The organism is Amycolatopsis sp. NPDC058278, from assembly GCF_042881395.1.
Classification (GTDB): domain Bacteria; phylum Actinomycetota; class Actinomycetes; order Mycobacteriales; family Pseudonocardiaceae; genus Amycolatopsis.
In genome coordinates, this window is the sequence record NZ_JBHVXZ010000165.1 from 1 (window position 1) to 17590 (window position 17590).

Below are 17590 nucleotides of genomic sequence, written 5' to 3' on the forward strand. Positions count from 1 at the left end.
GTGATTGACGCCGGAACTCGCGTGATCAAAGCCGGATCTCGCGTGATTGAAGCCGGAACCGGTGAGTTCCGGCTTCAATCACGCGAGTCACGGGCCCAGTCACGCGAGTTCCGGGCTCAATCACAGCTCAGAGGGTCTTCTCCAGCCGGCCGGCCAGCAGCTTGATGAACCGCGACGGGTCGGCCAGCTCACCGCCCTCCGCGAGCAGGGCCATGCCGTAGAGCAGCTCGGCCGTCTCGGCCAGGCCCTCGTCCTCCGGCCGGGAGGCGTGCGCCTCGCGCAGCCCGGTCACCAGCGCGTGGTCCGGGTTGAGCTCGAGGATGCGCTTGATCGGCGGCAGCTCCTGCCCCATCGCGCGGTACATCTTCTCGAGCGTCGGGGTCAGGTCGTGCGTGTCCCCGACGATGCAGGCCGGCGACGTCGTCAGCCGCGAGGACAGGCGGACCTCCTTGACGGTCTCGCCCAGCGCCGTGCCCATCCACGTCAGCAGGCTCTCGAAGTCCTTGTTCTGCTGTTCGCGGGCGACCTCGGTGGCCTTCTTGTCCTCTTCCGATTCGAGGTCGACCTGGCCCTTGGCGATGGACCGGAACTGCTTGGAGTCGAAGCCCGGCACCGCGTCGACCCACATCTCGTCGATCGGGTCGGTCAGCACCAGCACCTCGAAGCCCTTGGCGCGGAACGCCTCCATGTGCGGCGAGTTCTCGATCGCGGACCGCGATTCGCCGGTCATGAAGTAGATGTGCTCCTGGCCCTCCTTCATCCGCGAGACGTAGTCACGCAGCGAAGTCGGCTTCTCGGTGTCATGCGTCGAAGCGAAGGACGAGATTTCCAGGATGGCTTCGCGGTTCTCGAAGTCGTCGAGCAGGCCCTCCTTGACCGCCCGGCCGAACTCGCGCCAGAACGTCGCGTACTTCTCGGCGTCGGCGGTCATCATCGTCTTGACCGTCGACAGGACCTTCTTCACCAGGCGACGGCGGATCAGCTGGATCTGCCGGTCCTGCTGCAGGATCTCCCGCGACACGTTCAGCGAAAGGTCCTGCGCGTCGACGACGCCCTTGACGAACCGCAGGTACTCGGGGACGAGCGACTCGCAGTCGTCCATGATGAACACGCGCTTGACGTAGAGCTGGACGCCGCGCTTGCGCTCGCGCAGGAACAGGTCCATCGGCGCGTGCGAGGGCAGGAACAGCAGCGCCTGGTACTCGAACGTCCCCTCGGCCTGCAGCCGGATCGTCTCCAGCGGGTCCTGCCAGTCGTGGCTGACGTGCTTGTAGAACTCGTGGTACTCCTCCTCGGAGACCTCGCTCGACGAGCGCGCCCACAGCGCCTTCATCGAGTTGACGGTCTCGGCCTCCGCCTCCTCGCCGTCACCCTTCATCCGGATGGACCAGGTGATGAAGTCGGAGTACTTCTTGACGATCTCGCGGATCTTCGCCGCGGACGTGTAGTCGTAGAGGTGGTCCTCGGTGTCCTCGGGCTTGAGGTGCAGCGTGACCGCGGTGCCCTGGGGCGCGTCTTCGACCGGCTGGATCGTGTACGTGCCTTCGCCGGTCGACTCCCAGCGGACGCCCTCGGTGGTGCCGGCGCGGCGCGTCACGAGGGTGACCTTGTCCGCGACCATGAAGCTCGCGTAGAACCCGACGCCGAACTGCCCGATGAGGTCCTGCGACGCCGCCGCGTCCTTCGCCTCCTTGAGCTTGGTCAGGAAGTCGGCGGTGCCGGACTTGGCGATCGTCCCGATCAGGGCGACGACCTCCTCGCGGGTCATGCCGATGCCGTTGTCGCGCACGGTCAGGGTGCGCGCCTCCGGATCGGTCTCGATCGCGATGTGCAGGTCGGACGTGTCCGCCTCGAGGTCCTTGTCGCGGTACGACTCCAGCCGCAGCTTGTCGAGGGCGTCGGAGGCGTTGGACACGAGCTCCCGCAGGAACGTGTCCTTGTTCGAATAGATCGAATGGATCATCAGCTGGAGCAGCTGACGCGCTTCCGACTGGAACTCCAGCGTCTCGATCGGGGCAGTCACTTCCATCCCTTTCCGCATGTCCGAGGGCCGATGTTGGGTCGATCCTACCGAGTGCGGTCCGACGGTTCCGACCGCGCACTTCATGAACGCAATCCGGGTGTTCGCGGCTCCCGGTGTGATGCTGGCCACGCCCCGTTGCCGATCAAGGAGGATCGAGTGCCCGGACGCTTCCCCCGGTGGGCCGCCGCGTCCGCACCACCGGCTGCGGCCGGCCCGCCGGCTTCCTCGGCCGGGGTGACGGCCACCCGGCACGTCACCTCCGGCGGCCTCGACCGCGAGTACACCGTCCACCTGCCCGCGGGGTACCAGCCGTGGCGGCCGTACCCGCTGGTCCTTTCCTTCCACGGCCACAAGCGGACCTCGCGTTACCAGGAGGAGCTGTCCGGCTTCTCGGCGTTGGACGCGATCGCGGTCTACCCGCAGGGCCTGATCGGCACTGACGGCGAGTCCGCCTGGACCGGGGCACCGTATTCGGCCGCCGCGGACGACGTCCTGTTCACCAGCGACCTGCTGACCGCGCTGCAGCGCACGCTGTGCGTCGACCCCGGGCGGATCTTCGCGGCCGGGAAGTCCAACGGCGGCGGGTTCGCCGGCGTGCTGGTCTGCCGCCTGGCGGGCCGGATCGCCGCGTTCGCCCCGGTGTCCGGCGCGTTCTACCCGCAGGGCGGCGCCTGCCACCCGAGCCGGCCGGTGCCGGTCCTCGACTTCCACGGCACGGCGGACACGACGATTCCCTATTCCGGCAACCCGGCGAAGGGCCTGCCCGCGATCCCGGACTGGCTGGCGGCCTGGTCCACAAGGGACGGTTGCCGTCCGGACCCGGTGTCGTGGACGCCGGTGGCGGGCGTCGTCGCGCAGAAGTGGCTCGGCTGCGCCCTCGAGCACTACCGCGTCGAAGGAGCGGGGCACGTCTGGCCCAGCACCCGGCCCGACAACAACTCCGCGACGCCGGCGGTCATCGACGCGACCCCGGTCATCTGGCGGTTCTTCCGCAGCCATCCGCTGCGGTGAAACACGATTGACGCAGGTCAGGCAGCTCGGCGACGATGTTGCGCACAAGTTTCCGGCTTTCGCGAAGGAAAAGGTGCGCCATGAAGGTTCTGGTCCTCAACGCCGGCTACGAGCCGCTGCAGACCGTTTCGGTCCCGCACGCGATCCGCATGCTCGTCCGCCACGTCGCCGAGATCCACGAGGCCGAGGAGGGCCTCGCCTACGGGCTGTTCCCGCGCCCGAAGATCGTGCGGTTACTGCGTTATGTCGTCATGAAGTGGCGATATACGCAGCCGCCGCGCTGGTCCCGGCGCGGCGTGCTGGTCCGTGACGGCCACCGCTGCGCCTACTGCGGGAAGCGCGCCACCACGATCGACCACGTGACGCCGCTGAGCCGCGGCGGCGCCCGGACCGACTGGCTCAACACGGTCGCCGCGTGCGGGGGCACCGCCCGCAGCTGCAACGCCCGCAAGGCGGACAAGCTGCCGGGCGAGGCCGGGATGAAGCTGCGCTTCGCCCCGTACGTCCCGGCGTGGGACCAGCTGCACCGGCCCGGCGCTTGAGCGCGGCCTGCCCGTCTGCACCCCGGCGGGCAGGCCGTTAGGCTCGAACCGATCGCCACCCGCATCCGTGTGTTCCGTGTGCGCTGGGGAAGGCCGGGGAGGTCGCCGTGACCGACGCAGGAGAGCTGATCGCCGGGCGCTACCGGCTGGCCGAACGGATCGGCCAGGGATCGATGGGCGTCATCTGGCGTGCCCGCGACGAGCGGCTCGACCGGGTCGTCGCGGTCAAGCAGCTGGACTACGACGCGGCCATCGGGCCGGCCGCGGGTGAGCAGGCGAGCCTGCGCGCCCTGCGCGAAGCGCGGCTGACCGCGCGCCTGCGGCACCCGCACGCGATCACGGTGCACGACGTCGTCGAGGCCCCCGGCGGCCCCTACCTCGTGATGGAGTACCTGCCGTCGCGCAGCCTCGCCGAGGTCCTGCTGGACCGGGAGACCCTGCCCGCCGAGGAGGTGGTGCGCATCGGCCTGCCGATCGCGTCGGCGCTCGCGGCCGCCCACGCCGAGGGGGTCGTCCACCGCGATGTCACGCCCGGCAACGTCCTGCTCGGGGAGTCCGGTGTCGTCAAGATCGCCGACTTCGGCATTTCCCGCGCCACCGGCGAAGGCACCGTGACCGGCGGCGGGTTCATCGCGGGCACGCCGGCCTACCTGGCACCCGAAGTCGCCGGCGGCCACGAAGCCGGCTTCCCGGCCGATGTGTTCTCGCTCGGGGCGACGCTCTACCGCGCGCTGGAAGGCACTCCCCCGTTCGGCAACGACGACAACGCGATCACGCTCCTGCTGCGCATCGCGAAGGAGGAGACCGTCCCGCCCCGGCACCGCGGGCCGCTCGCCGAGGTGCTCACCCGCATGCTGCAGCGGGACCCCGAAGCGCGCCCGTCGATGGCCGAGGTCCAGGAGCTGTTCGAAGCGGTCACCGGCGGCCGTCCCCTGCCGCCGCCCCGGCCCCGGCCCCGGGCCGGCACGCGGCTGCTGCGCGTCCGCCGCCCGCGGCGCCGGCTCGTCCTGGCGGCGGCCGCCGGCGCGGTCCTGCTGGCCCTCGGCGTGGTGATCGGCACGGTGCTCGTCCCCGGTGGCACGACGACCGTCGCCGCACCGGTCTCGTCCGGTCCCCCGGCCCCGACGACCTCGAGCCCGGCACCGACGACGCCGGCCGACCTCGGCTGCGCGGCCCGCTACGAGGTGACGAACTCCTGGCCCGGCGGTTACCAGGTCCAGGTGACGGTGCGCAACGACCGGACCGCGGGCCTGTCCGGCTGGCGCGTCCGCTGGCAGCTGCCCGCCGGTCACCGCATCAGCGGCTTGTGGAACGGCACCTTCACGGTCGATGGTTCGACGGTGACGGTCGAAAACGCCGCCTGGAACGCCAAGCTCGACGCGGACGCGACGACGACGTTCGGCCTGATCGCCTTGACGCAGAACGGAAGTGACGACGCCCGCCCGGCGCTCACCTGCCGGACGCTCTGACCGCCGGGAGGCGACTGTGAGTACCGCACGCGTGGACGCGAGGCGCAGATCGATGCGTTTCGACGGGCGAACCGTCACTCTCCGGATCGACACGAAGACCATGGGCATCGTCCCCGACCGGGCGGACCACAAGTTCCCGGTCGCGGAGATCACCGGTATCCGGCACCGCCCGGCGACCACGTGGAAACGCGGCCAGATCGTCTTCGAGAAGGCGGAAGCCCCCACGGAGGTCGTCACCAACGTGCCGCTCTTCGCCGACAAGCTGCCCGGCAACGTCTTCGAGTACGAGTACCCGAAACTCGCCAAGGTCAAGGAGTTCCTGGAAGCCGTCGAGCAGGCGAGGAAGAAGTAGGTCGTTGGGCCGATCAGGGTAATTCGCGGAAGATCGGGATCCGGGCTCAACGGTCCGGACGGCTGGTTCGTCCGTAGTGGTGATCGATCACCACACGGAGGTGCCAGTGCGAAGAACATTTTCGGTGTTTGCGGTCCTGCTCGCCGGTGCGGCGGGCGTGGCCGGGCTCGCCCCGCCGGCCGCCGTCGCCGCGCCGGCCGCGGATCCGTCGCCGACCGTCACGCTCGTCACCGGGGACCGGGTGACCGTCCGGACCGCCCCGGACGGCCGGGACACGTTCGAGGTGCAACCGGCCGCGGACAAGGGCATGGCGCGGGCGCTGGTGCACCTGCGGCTCGGCGGCCGGGACTACGAGGTGCCCGGCACCGCGCTGCCCTACCTCGGGCGCGGGCTCGACCTGAGCCTGTTCGACGTCAAGGCGCTGCTGGCCGGCGCCCGGGCCCCGGTGGACACCGCGACCTTCGGCGCCGCGCTGGCGAAGCAGTTCAAAGAGGACAGTGCCCGCGGCCGGTTCGGCGGCCAGGGGTTGTTCGCCGGCGGCGTCCGGTACGCCCTCGCGGGAGCGCCGAAGCGGCAGGCAGCCCAGCCGCGGTCGGTGATGCGGACGGTGTCCGTCGACGCCACCGACATCGCGGGCAAGCCCGCCGACACCGGCATCGCGTTCCTCTACAACACCGACGACGGCGACACGCTCGCCCCGGACGAGAACTTCAACTACTTCTTCGGCGGCACGGCCAAGTTCAGCGTGCCGGACGGCAACTACAGCGCGCTCGGCGTGTTCTGGACGACCGACGCCGACGGCAACCCGACCGAGCTGCGGTTCAGCGCGCAGCCGGAGTTCGCGGTGAAGGCGGACGGAGGAGTCCGCGTCGACGCGAAACGGGCGTCCAGCAAGCTGACCTGGGTGACCCCGCGCCCCGCACTGCTCGACGACACCGGCTTCCTGTTCCGCCGGGCCGCCAAGACCGGCCCGGCGCTGCTCGTCGACTTCGACGCCGGGCCCGGCGTGCCGATCTCGGTGTCGCCCACCAGCACCCCGGTGCGCACCGGAGCCTTGCAGACCTACCCCTACAGCAGGCTCGTGTCCCCGCCCGGGCCGGGCACGCCGTACGAATACGTGCTGCAGAAGGCCAGCATCGGCGTGATTCCGCAGCAGCGGTACGTGATCACGGCGAAGGACGTCGCCGCGGTCGACGCCACCTACTTCAGCGAGTACTCCTCGCTCGGCCTGCGCCAGCGCAGCGGGATGTTCTCGTTCGAGGACGTCAGCGGCCATCCATCGCACCCGATCCAGCTGCCGCGGAAGCAGACCGAGTACGTCTCGGCCGGGCCGGATCTGGCGTGGTTCGGCGGGTTCTCGAAGTACGTGCTGCCCGGGCCGTTCCCCGGCTGGGCCGGCGGTCAGCACGAACAGTTCCACACCTACCAGGGCGGCTCGTCGGTCACCGAGGACTGGAACCGCTTCCCGCTGCACCCGGCGGGCGAGGTGGCGCTGCTGCCGTTGAACGACGGCCGGGCGTACACGCTGCCCGGCGCGACGCGGGCGGGCGATCTGCTGCGGGTCGCGATCACGCCGTTCAGCGACAACCAGCCCGGCCACACCGGCTTCGGCTTCTACGGTGAGCCGCGGGACACCATCACCGGGTCCTACCGGTTCACCCAGGACGGCACGACCCTGGCCGAAGGCACCCCGCAGGGCGCCACCGCGGCCGCCTTCGCCCAGGACGTCGCACCCGGCCCGTCGACGCTGGGGCTCACGATCGACGCCGGGCGCACCGGGCCGATGTACCGGCAGAGCACCGCGACCCACACCGAGTGGACGTGGAAGTCGCAGCACGTCGAAGGCGTGACCCTGCCGCCGTCGCTGTACTGCGGTCGCGGCGAGGACGGGCCGGACCGGGCGTGTGCCGTCGAACCGCTCCTGACGCTGGGGTACGCGGTCGGCGGGCTGCGGCCGGACGGGTCCACGCTGTCCGGTCCGCAGGGCCTGGACCTCACGGTGGGGCACCTGCAGCAGAGCACCGGTTCGCCGGTGAGGGCCGCGACCGTGCAGTACTCGACCGACGGCACGACTTGGCAGGACGCGACCGTCACCGCCCGCGGCGACGGCGTCTTCCACGCGGGCTTCACCGCGACCACGGAGGCGTTCCGGGGCACGGACGTCTCCCTGCGCGTCACCGCGGCCGACGCCGCCGGGGCGACGATCACCGAAACGATCACCGCCGCCTACCACGTCTACGTGTCATGAGGGGACTGTCCACAGTGAACAGGAGATGGCTGGGAGTGCTGGCCGCCGCGGTGGCGGCCGCCGCCGTGCTCACGCCGGCGGCGAGCGCGGCCCCGGCGCCGCGGGCGGCGTGCCCCGAACGGCCGGGCGTGCTGCGCTGCCTCACCACCTACACGCCGGGCGCGGCGCGCGCCTTCGGACCGGCCGGCTGGGGTGCCGACGACCTGGCGTCGGCCTACGGGCTGCCCGCCTCGGCGGGGCCGGACACCGTCGTCGGCATCTCGATCGCCTTCGACGCCCCGAACCTGGAGGCCGACCTGGCCGCGTACCGGGCGCAGTACAGCCTGCCGCCGTGCACGACGGCGAACGGCTGCTTCCGCAAGGTGAACCAGCAGGGCGCGGCGACGCCGCTGCCGGAGGTGAACTTCAGCTGGGCCATGGAGTCCACATTGGACGTCTCGATGGTGTCCGCGGCGTGCCCGTCGTGCCGGATCCTCGTCGTGGAGGGCAATTCGCCCGGGTTCGCCGACCTGGCGGAGACGGCGGACACGGCGGTGCGGCTGGGTGCGAAGGTGGTGTCGAACAGCTACGGCGCCCGCGAAAACGGCGCGGCGCTGGCGTACGCGAGTCACTACCAGCACCCGGGCGTGACGGTGGTGGCCTCCTCCGGTGACAGCGGCTTCACCGCGGCGAGCTACCCGGCGGTCCTGGCCTCGACGGTCGCGGTCGGCGGGACGTCGCTGGCCCGCGACCCGGACTCCCCGCGCGGCTGGGCGGAGCAGGCCTGGACGTACGGCGGCAGCGGCTGTTCGGCGTACATCGCGAAGCCGAAGTGGCAGCGGGACACCCACTGCGGCAAGCGAACGGTCGCGGACGTGTCCGCGGCGGCCGAGGACATCGCGATCCACTACGCGGACGCGGGCGGCTGGCTCCCGGTCAGCGGCACGAGCGCTTCGGCGCCGTTCGTCGCGGGCATGATCGGCCGGTCGGGGCACGCGGGCGTCACCCAACCGGCGGCCGTGTACGCGAACGCGGGCTCGTTCACCGACGTGACCACGGGCCACAACGACCCGGCCGGCGCGGGCAAGAAGTGCGGCGGCGACTACCTGTGCGTCGCGGGCCCGGGTTATGACGCCCCGACGGGCGTCGGGGTGCCGAACGGCCTGGCGGGCTTCTGAGAGTGCCGGTGGCGCGGGCCTGCCGTCCGCGCCACCGGCGCCTTCCGAGCTCGGGGTGTCTCGAGCCCGCGCCGCGGCGCCGGCCTGCGGTGTTCGTCAATCCCCGCCATGCCCCGGACGGCACAGCCCGCGCTCGTAGGCCAGCAATCCCGCTCCCGTCCGATGCGCGCAGCCCAGCTTCCGCACCACCGTCGCCACGTGCTCCCGCACCACCGGTTCCGGCAGCTCCAGCCGCTCGGCGATCTCCGCGTTCGTCAGGGCCGCGCCGACCGCCGCGAGCACCTCGGTCTCCCGGGCCGACAACCGGTCCACCGCCGCCAGCCGTTCGTCGCGCGGGCCGGACAGCCGGGTCGCCGCCGCCACCCACCGGCGGGAGGCGTCCGGGGACAGCACCACGTGGCCGTCCGCGGCCAAGCGGACCACCTTGATCAGGTCGCGCCGCCGGGCCGACCGCAGGAGGAACCCGGCCGCGCCGTCGCGGAGGGCGCGCAGGATGCCCGTGTCCGAGTCGAACGTCGCCAGGGCCACCACCGCCGGACGGCGGGTCAGCGGGTCCGGCCAGTCCAGGCGCAGGTCCAGCAGCAGCACGTCCGGCAGGCGCCGGCGCAGGGTGACCCGGGCCGCCGTCGCGTCGGCGGCCGCGCCGACCAGCTCGATGCCGTCCGCCTCCTCGAGCATCGTGCTCAGGCGGGCCCGCACCGCCGGGTCGCGCTCGGCCACCAGGACCCGCACCGGCGGCGGCGCGAGCACCCCTTCAGTCCCGGAGCCGCAGGCGGATCAACGGCAGGTCGGTCTTCGACGCCCCGACCAGGTCCCGGCCGCCCGGGCCGCGCAGCCGCACCTCGCGGAACCGCACCGACGAAAGCTGCGCGGCTTCGATCGGGTAGACGTCGCCGTAGCGCTTGATCTTCTCCACCAGCTCCTTGCCGAGCAGCTCGACCAGGCCGGCGTGCCGGGTCGCGCCGCCGCCCAGCGGCACGTCCAGCTGCTTGCGCACCTCGGGGAACCGCTGGTCCAGCTCGACGGCCAGCTGGTGGATCGTGACGTAGGCCCGGCCGAACTCCTCGGCGTCCGGACCCGGCGGGATCTCCGTCAGCACCTTGATGAGCTTGTCGTCCATCCCGAGCTTGTCCCACAACGTCACGTCTTTTCCTCCGCTCACGACCGCCGTTGGTCTACCAGAGGACCGGCACGCGGTCCACTCCCCCGGTGACACGGTTGGTCCGGACCTGGAGTTCATCGACGCCGACCGCCAGGCGCAGCCCCGGGAACCGCCGGAACAGCGACCCGAACACGACCCGCAGCTCGGTGCGCGCGAGACTGGCGCCGATGCAGAACCAGCCGCCGTGGGCGAAGGCGACGTGCGCATTCGGCTTGCGGTCGGGATCGAACGTCCCGGCGGCGGGGAACACGCTCTCGTCCCGGTTGGCCGCGGCGATCGACAGCACGACCGCGTCCCCGCGGGCGATCGTGACACCGCCGAGCTCGACGTCGTCGTGGGCGTACCGCAGGACGCCGAGCCCGCTCGGGGCGGACAGCCGCAGGATCTCCTCGACGACGCCGTGCACCCGCCCTTCGGGATCGGCGGCCAGCGCGTCCCGGCGGGCGAGGTCGGTGAGCAGGTAGAGCACGCCGAGGTCGATCCGGTTGGACGTCGTCTCGTGGCCGGCGAACAGCAGGCCGGCGGCGAGCCGGGCGAGGTCGTCGTCGCCGAACGACGGGTCACCGGCCTGCGCGCGGACCAGGTCCGAGACGACGTCCTGGCCGGGATCGCGCCGCTTGGTGGCGGCGAGCCGGCTCATGTAGGCGGTGAACTCGTCGAGTGCCGCGTCGGCGCCGTCGCCGATGTCCATCCGGCCCATCCGGTCCGACAGCACCCGGAAGGTGTCACGGTCTTCGTACGCGACGCCGAGCAGTTCGCAGATCACCAGCACGGGCAGCGGGAACGACAGGTGTTCGTGCAGGTCGACCGGGCCGCCGGCGGCGCGGGCCCGGTCCATGGCGTCGAAGCAGCCGTCGGCGAGTTCCCGGACGTGGCCGGCGAGCCGCCGGATCCGGTTGGCGGAGAAGGCGGGCACGAGCATCCGCCGCATCCGCGCGTGCTCGGCGTGTTCGGTTTCGTGGTCCCCTTGCGGCCGGCTGAGGATGGCGGCGTCCGAAAGCGCCGACGCCTCCTCCGGCGCCGGGTGCGAGCGCCCGAACCGCGGATCGGTGAAGACGGTCCGGACCGCTTCGAACCCGGTGACCAGCCAGGCCGGATCCCCGGCCGGAGTGGTCACGGCGACCACGGGTCCCTGCCGGCGCAGCACCTCGAAGAGCGGCGCGATTTCCAGGATGTTCGGCCGTGCGAACGGCAGACGCGGGCGTTCCGTGGTGGTGGTCATGGGTTCTCCTCCCGGGCGCGCGGCCGATCGGCGCGGACACGGACGGGCCGGTCACCGGCCGCTCCCCCGGTCCCCCCGCGATCCACGGTACTCACCGAGCGCGGCCGCCGGGCCCGGAACACGGATTCCCGCCCGATCGGGCCAGCGGGCTGTATTGCAGCGGCTTCCGGCCCGCGGCCGGTCCGGCAAATCGCCGTCGGATCCGCGTGCCCCCATGACAAATGGTTCACGCACCGGTTTCCCGCGCGGTGTCCGAAAGTCGGCTCCGGCGGTTCGGCGTCGCCCGGCCGGGGTAATCCCTCCGCGCTCAACCTTCGGGGCCGTTCACCCGTACTGATCCCCGGCAGGAAGTTCGGCGAGGGGACGACGGATGCGCAGGACCGGGGTGGCGACCCTGCTGGGGACGGTGCTGGTCACCGCGGCCTGTTCGGCGCCGCGCGGCACGACGCCGAGCCCGATCGCCGAGCCGGTGCCGCTGACCGCCACTCCTCCCACGACCACGACGCCCCCATCCCTACCCCCGCCCGCGCCGCCGTGCGCCGTCACGACCGGGGCGTGCGTGAGCCTGGCGCAGCGGCTGGCCTGGCTGCTGCGGGACGGGCAGGTGGTCCACGGCCCGGTCCCGGCCGGGTTCGGGCCACCCGACCAGGCGACGCCCGCCGGGTCGTTCCACGTCGTGTGGAAGGACCGCGAGCACCGCAGCAGCGAGTACGGCACCGACATGCCCAACTCGGTGTTCTTCGCCGCCGGCGGCATCGCCTTCCACGCCGGGCCGCTCGACGCGCCCTCGCACGGCTGCGTCCACCTGACCGACGCCGATTCGGCGGCGTTCTTCGACGGGCTGAACGTCGGTGACGCGGTGCAGGTCTTGTAGGCTACCTCCCCGTTGGACACTCCCACTGTCGTCTCCCGGCTGCGCGCCGCGGGCTGCGTGTTCGCCGAAGACGAGGCCGATCTCCTCGTCGCCGCGGCCACGTCCCCCGCGGAACTCGGCGCGCTCGTCGAACGCCGCGTCGCCGGGCTGCCGCTGGAACACCTGCTGGGCTGGGCGGAGTTCCACGGCCTGCGCGTCACCGTGCGGCCCGGGGTGTTCGTGCCGCGGCACCGCACCGGCTTCCTGGTCGACGTCGCCGTCTCGCTCGCGCCCCCGGACCCGGTGGTGCTCGACCTGTGCTGCGGCTCCGGGGCGCTGGGAGCCGCGTTCGCCGCCGCGTGCCCGCCGCGTGAGCTGCACGCCGCCGACGTCGAGGCCGCCGCGGTCGAGTGCGCCCGGCTGAACCTCCCGGACGCGCACGTCCACCAGGGCGATCTCTACGACGCGCTGCCGTCGTCCCTGCGCGGCCGGGTCGACGTCCTCCTCGCGAACGTGCCCTACGTCCCGACGGAGGCGGTCGCGACGATGCCGCCGGAAGCGCGCCTGCACGAGCCGCTGGTGGCGCTCGACGGCGGCGCGGACGGCCTGGATCTCGCCCGCCGCGTCGCCGCGGGCGCGCCGGGCTGGCTCGCTCCGGGCGGGACCCTGCTGATCGAATCGAGTGAGCGTCAGGCGCCGGTGCTCGCGGAAATCCTTGCGGGGGCGGGATTGTCGCCGCGCGTGCACTCCTGCGACGAGCGGGGCGCGACCGTCGTGACCGGCACCGCGGAACCTTGACCTCACGTTCCGGCGCTCCCGGACGTCTACCTGGTGTGATCGTGAAACCGTTCGAGCAAGTCGTGGCCGAGCACGGGCCGATGGTCCTGCGGGTCTGCCGGGCCGTGCTCGGGTCCGCCGACGCCGAAGACGCCTGGTCGGAAACCTTCCTGGCCGCGTTGAAGGCGTACCCGGAGCTGCCCGCCGACGCGAACGTCCAAGCGTGGCTCGTCACGATCGCGCACCGCAAGGCCGTCGACGTCACCCGCGCGCAGGCGCGCCGCCCGGTCCCGGTCGGGGAAGTCCCGGACCGGCCGGGCCGCGCGGACGCGTGGAACGGCGACCTGTGGGACGCGCTGGCGCGATTGCCGGACAAGCAACGCCTCGCCGTGGCCTACCACTACCTGGCCGGGCTGCCGTACCGCGAAATCGCGGAGATCACCGGAGGCACCGCCGAGGCCGCCCGCCGGGCGGCCGCCGACGGCGTCAAAGCGCTGCGAGCCTGCTACCCCCTGGAAGGAGCGCACTCATGACGGACATGTTCCAGTTCTTCACGAACGACGTCCTGCTCGACTCGAGGGTGATGCACGAGCGGCTCGTCGCCGACGCCGACCGCCAGGGACTGCTGGACGTCGCCTACCACATCGTCGACTCCCCGGTGGGGCCGCTGCTGCTGGCGGCGACCGAGCAGGGCCTGGTGAAGGTGGCCTTCGACCGCCAGGACCACGACGGCGTGCTGGCCGAGCTGGCGGCGGTCATCAGCCCGCGGATCCTCCGGGCCCCGTCCCGGTTCGAGGAGGTCACCCGCCAGCTCGAGGAGTACTTCGCCGGCGAGCGGCACGCCTTCGACGTCCCGCTGGACCTGCGGCTGGTGCGGGGGTTCCGCCGGGCCGTACTGGATCACCTGGCCGAGATCGCCTACGGCAACACGGAAAGCTACGCGCAGGTCGCGGCGGCGGCGGGCAGTCCGAAGGCGGTCCGCGCGGTCGGCACCGCGTGCGCGCTCAACCCCGTGCCGGTGGTGGTGCCGTGCCACCGGGTCGTCCGGTCCGACGGGTCGTACGGCCAGTACGCCGGCGGCGAAGAGGCCAAGCGGGTCCTGCTGACGATGGAGGCGGCGTGACGACGTTCGAGGAGCGCGTCGCCGCGGCCGACTGGGCCGCGGTGGCCGCCGAGGTCGACGACTACGGCAGTGCGCTCCTGCCGCGGCTGCTCACCCCGGCCGAGTGCGCGCGGCTGGTCGCGCTGTGGGACGAGCCGTCACATTTCCGGGCGACGGTGAACCTGCGTCGTCACCGCTTCGGGGACAACGGCGACTACCACTACTTCGCTTCGCCGTTCCCCGAACCGGTGCAGCGGCTGCGGCAGGCGCTCTACCCACGGCTGCTGCCCATCGCGCAGGACTGGTCCGCGCGCCTCGGGCGCCCGGCCGAGTGGCCGTCCACTTTGGACGAGTGGCTGGCGGTGTGCCACAGCGCGGGTCAGCGGCGGCCGACGCCGATCCTGCTGCGCTACGAGACGGGCGGCTGGAACGCGCTGCACCGCGACCTCTACGGCGACAAGGTGTTCCCGCTGCAGGTGGTGATCAACCTCAACGAGCCGGGCACCGACCACACCGGCGGCGAGTTCCTCCTGGTGGAGCAGCGGCCACGGGCGCAGTCGCGTGGCACGGCGACGCTCGTCCCGCAGGGCCACGGCCTGGTGTTCACCACCCGGGACAGGCCGGTCCGCTCGGCTCGCGGCTGGTCGGCGGCCCCGGTGCGCCACGGCGTTTCGGTGGTCCGGTCCGGCCGCCGCCACACGCTCGGCCTCGTGTTCCACGACGCGGCATGACATCGCGCGAACTGGAGGCGATGCTGGGGTTGCTCGGCCGGGCGCGGCACATCGTGATCGGCACGGATGCTTCCTCCCGGCCGGAGGGCGAGCAGATCGCCGCGGCCTGGGGTGGCCTGGTGCTGGCGACGGTGACGTGGCCCGAAACGGCGGCGTCGTGGCTGCGCCAGGCCCGTCGCTTCGCGACGCCGGAGCCCGACGTGTGGGTGGTCAGCGCCACCCCGGCGAGCTGGGCCGGCATGACCCGGCGGCTCCTGCTGTCGACGTCGTGGAGTCCACATCGGACCGTCGCGGCTTCCGCGCTGGAGGGGTTCCCGCTCCCCGGCCTGCGCGGCGCCCGCGCGGACGGCACCACCTGGGAGAACCGATGAGGCACGCCGTGGTGGATTCCCCGGTCGGCCCGCTGACCGTCGTCGGCGACGGCGCGGTCGTGACCGGCCTGTACTTCCCGAACCACTGGACCCGCCCGGACCGCACCACGTTCGGCGAGCGCGACGACGCGGCGTTCCCGGATGCGGGGCGGCAGCTGGCGGAGTACTTCGCCGGCCGGCGCACGGCGTTCGACGTGCCGGTGCGGGCGGACGGCCCCGGCTTCGACCGCGCGGTGTGGGCCGAGATCGCCAAGATCCCGTACGGCGCCACGGCGACCTACGGCGAGCTGGCCCGGGCGGTCGGCGGCCTGCCGCACGAGGTCGGCGCGGCGGTCGGGCGCAACCCGCTGAGCATCCTGGTGGCGTGCCACCGCGTCGTCGGCAAAGGCGGGAAACTGACGGGCTACGCGGGCGGGGTGCAGCGGAAGGCCTTCCTCCTGGAGCTGGAGCGGCCACCGGCCGCGGGGCTCTGGTGATCAGACCCGGCCGAGCAGCAACGTCACCCCCAGCCCGGTCATCGTCACGGCGATCACGACGTCCAGCACGCGCCACGCCATCGGCTTCGCGAACACACCGGCCAGCCGCCGGGCCCCGAAGCCCAGTGCGCTGAACCAGACGGCGCTGGCCACGCCGGCGCCGAGGCCGAACAGCCACCGGCCATCGCCGTGGGCGACCGCGACCGAGCCGAGGAGCAGGACCGTGTCGAGGTAGACGTGCGGGTTCAGCCAGGTGAAGGCCACGCAGGCGAGCACGGCCTTCCGCAGCGGCGTGCGGTCCTCGCCGACGGTCATGACGGACGGCCGGAACGCCCGCCCCGCGGCGAGCGCACCGTAGGCGAGCAGGAACAGCCCACCCCCGACGGCGATGACCCCGATGGCGGTCGGCCACCGCGCCAGCACGGCCCCGATCCCGCTGACCCCGAGCCCGATGAGCACGAGATCGGACACGGCACAGATGACGACCAGCGGCGCCACGGCCCCGCCGCGCAGGCCCTGTTGCAGCAGGAAGGCGTTCTGGGAGCCGATCGCGACGATCAGCGAGAGGCCGGTTCCGAACCCGGCCAGCAGGAGAGGCAGCACCCCGCCACGGTATGACCGGCGAGTCACATTACTCCAGCTAAAGTTCCTTACGCAACGTTAGCCTTCCTAAGGTTGATCGCTCGTTGTGATGTCCAAGGAGGTGTGCGCGGCGGCGGCGAAGACGTTCATGGTCGCCGGCAAATGGGCTGACCGCCACCGCGCCGAAGGCGTGGCCGGATCGGCCGGGTTACCGGTGAACCGCTACGAACCACTCATCACCCGGCTGACCGACCTCCCCGGACATCACCGCCAGTCAACGCACCGCGGCCTGGAGCTGAGCGGCGTGGGCCTGGGCTTCGGGGAGAGCCGGGCTGCAGAACTCCGTCACCATCGCCAGGATCCGGCCGGACGCCGCGGCGGGTGAAGCGGTCAGGTCCGGGCTGGACGCGACGGTGATCTGGCGGGTGGCGGTCTCTTCGCTCATGCTCCACGTGCTGTACCCCGGCACGTCCCCGCCGTGACCCCAGACATCGGGTGCGCCGGGACCGCAGATCCCGGCCAGGGAGAGGCGCATCAGCCCCAGCCCGTAGCTGAGCAGGCCGCCCTGACCCGGCCACGGGACCGTGGTCTTCATCTGCGCGAGCAGGTCGGCCGGCAGCAGTTCGCCGTCGAACAGCGCGTGGAAGAAGCGGTTCAGGTCGGTGGCGCTCGAAATGACGTTTCCGGCGCCGAAGTAGCGGCTGAGGTTGTAGACGGTGACGTCCGTCAGCCCGTGCGGCGCGGGGTAGAGCTGCTCGTAGCCGCGGATGGCCGGGTGCGGCACCAGCGGGAAGTCGCGGGGCAGGAACGTGTCGGCCAGGTGCAGCGGCCCGGTGATCCAGTCGGCGAGCACCTGCTCGAACCGCCGGCCGGTGAGCTTCTCCACCAGCAGGGCCAGCACGTTGTAGCCGGTGTTGGAGTACGACCAGCTCGTGCCGGGCGGGAACAGCAGCGGCTGCACGGTGCTGTCGTGGATCGCCTCCACCTCGCCGAAGTGCACGAAACGTTCGGTGTCCAGCTCCTCCACCGTCGTCCAGGTGTACTGCGGCGCCAGGTCCCGGGGCAGGCCGCTGGTGTGCTGCAGCAGCTGGCGGACGGTGATCGGCTCCGGGTAGGGCAGCAGGCCGGGCAGGTACTTCGCGATCGGCTCGTCCAGCCCCAGCCGGCCCTTCGCGGCCAGTTTCAGCACGAGTGCCGCGGTGAACGTCTTGGACACGCTGCCGATGCGGAACCGCCCGCCGGTGTCGGGCTTGGCCCCGGTGACGACGTCGGCGACCCCGGCGCGCCCCCGCCACCGGCCGGCCGGATCGGCCGCGATCGCGACCATCCCGACGTTCCCGGCCTGCACCGCCGTGTCCAGCGCGGTCTGCCGTGGGTCCGCCGCCGCGGCGGCTATACCGGTGCCGCTGCCGGTGAACACGAGCACGGCGCAAGCGGCGGACAAGACCCGTCGACGCATGATTCCCCCCGGTGTCTGCGATCCCACGACGGTAGCGCAGACCGGCCGCCGTG

At 72.3% G+C, this 17590-nt stretch carries 19 protein-coding genes; 13 read left to right on the top strand and 6 right to left on the bottom strand.

Annotated features, from left to right (window positions below; translation table 11 throughout):
- Window positions 1-127: 127 nt before the first annotated feature.
- A complete protein-coding gene (gene htpG / locus ACFVYA_RS44990; RefSeq protein WP_387054100.1) occupies window positions 128-2023 on the bottom strand; it encodes a molecular chaperone HtpG in 1896 nt (631 codons plus the stop codon).
- Window positions 2024-2179: 156 nt separating this feature from the next.
- Here htpG and ACFVYA_RS44995 point away from each other — a divergent pair, with 156 nt between their 5' ends.
- The 6 genes from ACFVYA_RS44995 (at window position 2180) to ACFVYA_RS45020 (ending at window position 8802) form a co-directional block, all read left to right on the top strand.
- Window positions 2180-3034, top strand: a complete 855-nt coding sequence (locus ACFVYA_RS44995; protein ID WP_387054102.1) for an alpha/beta hydrolase family esterase — start codon at window positions 2180-2182, stop codon at window positions 3032-3034.
- A gap of 80 nt (window positions 3035-3114) precedes the next feature.
- A complete protein-coding gene (locus ACFVYA_RS45000) occupies window positions 3115-3576 on the top strand; it encodes an HNH endonuclease (RefSeq protein WP_387054104.1) in 462 nt (153 codons plus the stop codon).
- Window positions 3577-3683: 107 nt separating this feature from the next.
- Window positions 3684-5045: a protein kinase gene (locus tag ACFVYA_RS45005; RefSeq protein ID WP_387054106.1), complete on the top strand. Its 1362-nt coding sequence runs from the start codon at window positions 3684-3686 to the stop codon at window positions 5043-5045.
- 52 nt (window positions 5046-5097) lie between these two features.
- A complete protein-coding gene (locus ACFVYA_RS45010; protein WP_285991315.1) occupies window positions 5098-5397 on the top strand; it encodes a DUF4429 domain-containing protein in 300 nt (99 codons plus the stop codon).
- A 124-nt stretch (window positions 5398-5521) separates the two neighbouring features.
- Window positions 5522-7645, top strand: a complete 2124-nt coding sequence (locus tag ACFVYA_RS45015; RefSeq protein WP_387054109.1) for a hypothetical protein — start codon at window positions 5522-5524, stop codon at window positions 7643-7645.
- A 14-nt stretch (window positions 7646-7659) separates the two neighbouring features.
- Window positions 7660-8802, top strand: a complete 1143-nt coding sequence (locus tag ACFVYA_RS45020) for a S8 family serine peptidase (RefSeq protein ID WP_387054111.1) — start codon at window positions 7660-7662, stop codon at window positions 8800-8802.
- 96 nt (window positions 8803-8898) lie between these two features.
- On the opposite strand, the gene ACFVYA_RS45025 is transcribed toward ACFVYA_RS45020, so the two are convergent.
- The 3 genes from ACFVYA_RS45025 to ACFVYA_RS45035 are packed head-to-tail and all read right to left on the bottom strand — an operon-like array spanning window position 8899 to window position 11186.
- Window positions 8899-9552, bottom strand: coding sequence for a response regulator transcription factor (locus ACFVYA_RS45025; RefSeq protein ID WP_387054113.1), 654 nt, complete (start codon window positions 9550-9552; stop codon window positions 8899-8901).
- A 4-nt stretch (window positions 9553-9556) separates the two neighbouring features.
- Window positions 9557-9946: a hypothetical protein gene (locus tag ACFVYA_RS45030; protein WP_387054114.1), complete on the bottom strand. Its 390-nt coding sequence runs from the start codon at window positions 9944-9946 to the stop codon at window positions 9557-9559.
- A 31-nt stretch (window positions 9947-9977) separates the two neighbouring features.
- The gene (locus ACFVYA_RS45035; protein ID WP_387054116.1) at window positions 9978-11186 is read right to left on the bottom strand and encodes a cytochrome P450; all 1209 of its coding nucleotides are present in this window, start codon (window positions 11184-11186) and stop codon (window positions 9978-9980) included.
- Window positions 11187-11556: 370 nt separating this feature from the next.
- On the opposite strand from ACFVYA_RS45035, the gene ACFVYA_RS45040 reads away from it, so the two are divergent.
- The 7 genes from ACFVYA_RS45040 to ACFVYA_RS45070 are packed head-to-tail and all read left to right on the top strand — an operon-like array spanning window position 11557 to window position 15496.
- Window positions 11557-12060: a L,D-transpeptidase gene (locus ACFVYA_RS45040; protein WP_387054118.1), complete on the top strand. Its 504-nt coding sequence runs from the start codon at window positions 11557-11559 to the stop codon at window positions 12058-12060.
- Window positions 12061-12072: 12 nt separating this feature from the next.
- Window positions 12073-12837 carry a putative protein N(5)-glutamine methyltransferase gene (locus ACFVYA_RS45045; RefSeq protein WP_387054120.1) on the top strand — a complete coding sequence of 255 codons (765 nt, stop codon included), beginning with the start codon at window positions 12073-12075 and terminating at the stop codon, window positions 12835-12837.
- 35 nt (window positions 12838-12872) lie between these two features.
- Window positions 12873-13349, top strand: a complete 477-nt coding sequence (locus tag ACFVYA_RS45050) for an RNA polymerase sigma factor (RefSeq protein WP_387054122.1) — start codon at window positions 12873-12875, stop codon at window positions 13347-13349.
- The gene (locus ACFVYA_RS45055; protein WP_387054124.1) at window positions 13346-13939 is read left to right on the top strand and encodes a methylated-DNA--[protein]-cysteine S-methyltransferase; all 594 of its coding nucleotides are present in this window, start codon (window positions 13346-13348) and stop codon (window positions 13937-13939) included. The genes ACFVYA_RS45050 and ACFVYA_RS45055 overlap by 4 nt, the downstream gene beginning before the upstream one ends.
- Window positions 13936-14649, top strand: a complete 714-nt coding sequence (locus tag ACFVYA_RS45060; RefSeq protein ID WP_285991305.1) for a 2OG-Fe(II) oxygenase — start codon at window positions 13936-13938, stop codon at window positions 14647-14649. Before ACFVYA_RS45055 ends, ACFVYA_RS45060 begins: the two co-directional genes overlap by 4 nt.
- The gene (locus tag ACFVYA_RS45065) at window positions 14646-15020 is read left to right on the top strand and encodes a hypothetical protein (RefSeq protein WP_387054126.1); all 375 of its coding nucleotides are present in this window, start codon (window positions 14646-14648) and stop codon (window positions 15018-15020) included. The genes ACFVYA_RS45060 and ACFVYA_RS45065 overlap by 4 nt, the downstream gene beginning before the upstream one ends.
- Window positions 15017-15496: a methylated-DNA--[protein]-cysteine S-methyltransferase gene (locus ACFVYA_RS45070; protein ID WP_387054128.1), complete on the top strand. Its 480-nt coding sequence runs from the start codon at window positions 15017-15019 to the stop codon at window positions 15494-15496. The genes ACFVYA_RS45065 and ACFVYA_RS45070 overlap by 4 nt, the downstream gene beginning before the upstream one ends.
- On the opposite strand, the gene ACFVYA_RS45075 is transcribed toward ACFVYA_RS45070, so the two are convergent.
- Together ACFVYA_RS45075 and ACFVYA_RS45080 are read right to left on the bottom strand one after the other, a co-directional pair.
- Window positions 15497-16099: a LysE/ArgO family amino acid transporter gene (locus ACFVYA_RS45075; RefSeq protein WP_387054130.1), complete on the bottom strand. Its 603-nt coding sequence runs from the start codon at window positions 16097-16099 to the stop codon at window positions 15497-15499. It lies immediately after the preceding gene.
- Window positions 16100-16352: 253 nt separating this feature from the next.
- A complete protein-coding gene (locus tag ACFVYA_RS45080; RefSeq protein WP_387054132.1) occupies window positions 16353-17537 on the bottom strand; it encodes a serine hydrolase domain-containing protein in 1185 nt (394 codons plus the stop codon).
- Window positions 17538-17590 lie beyond the last annotated feature (53 nt).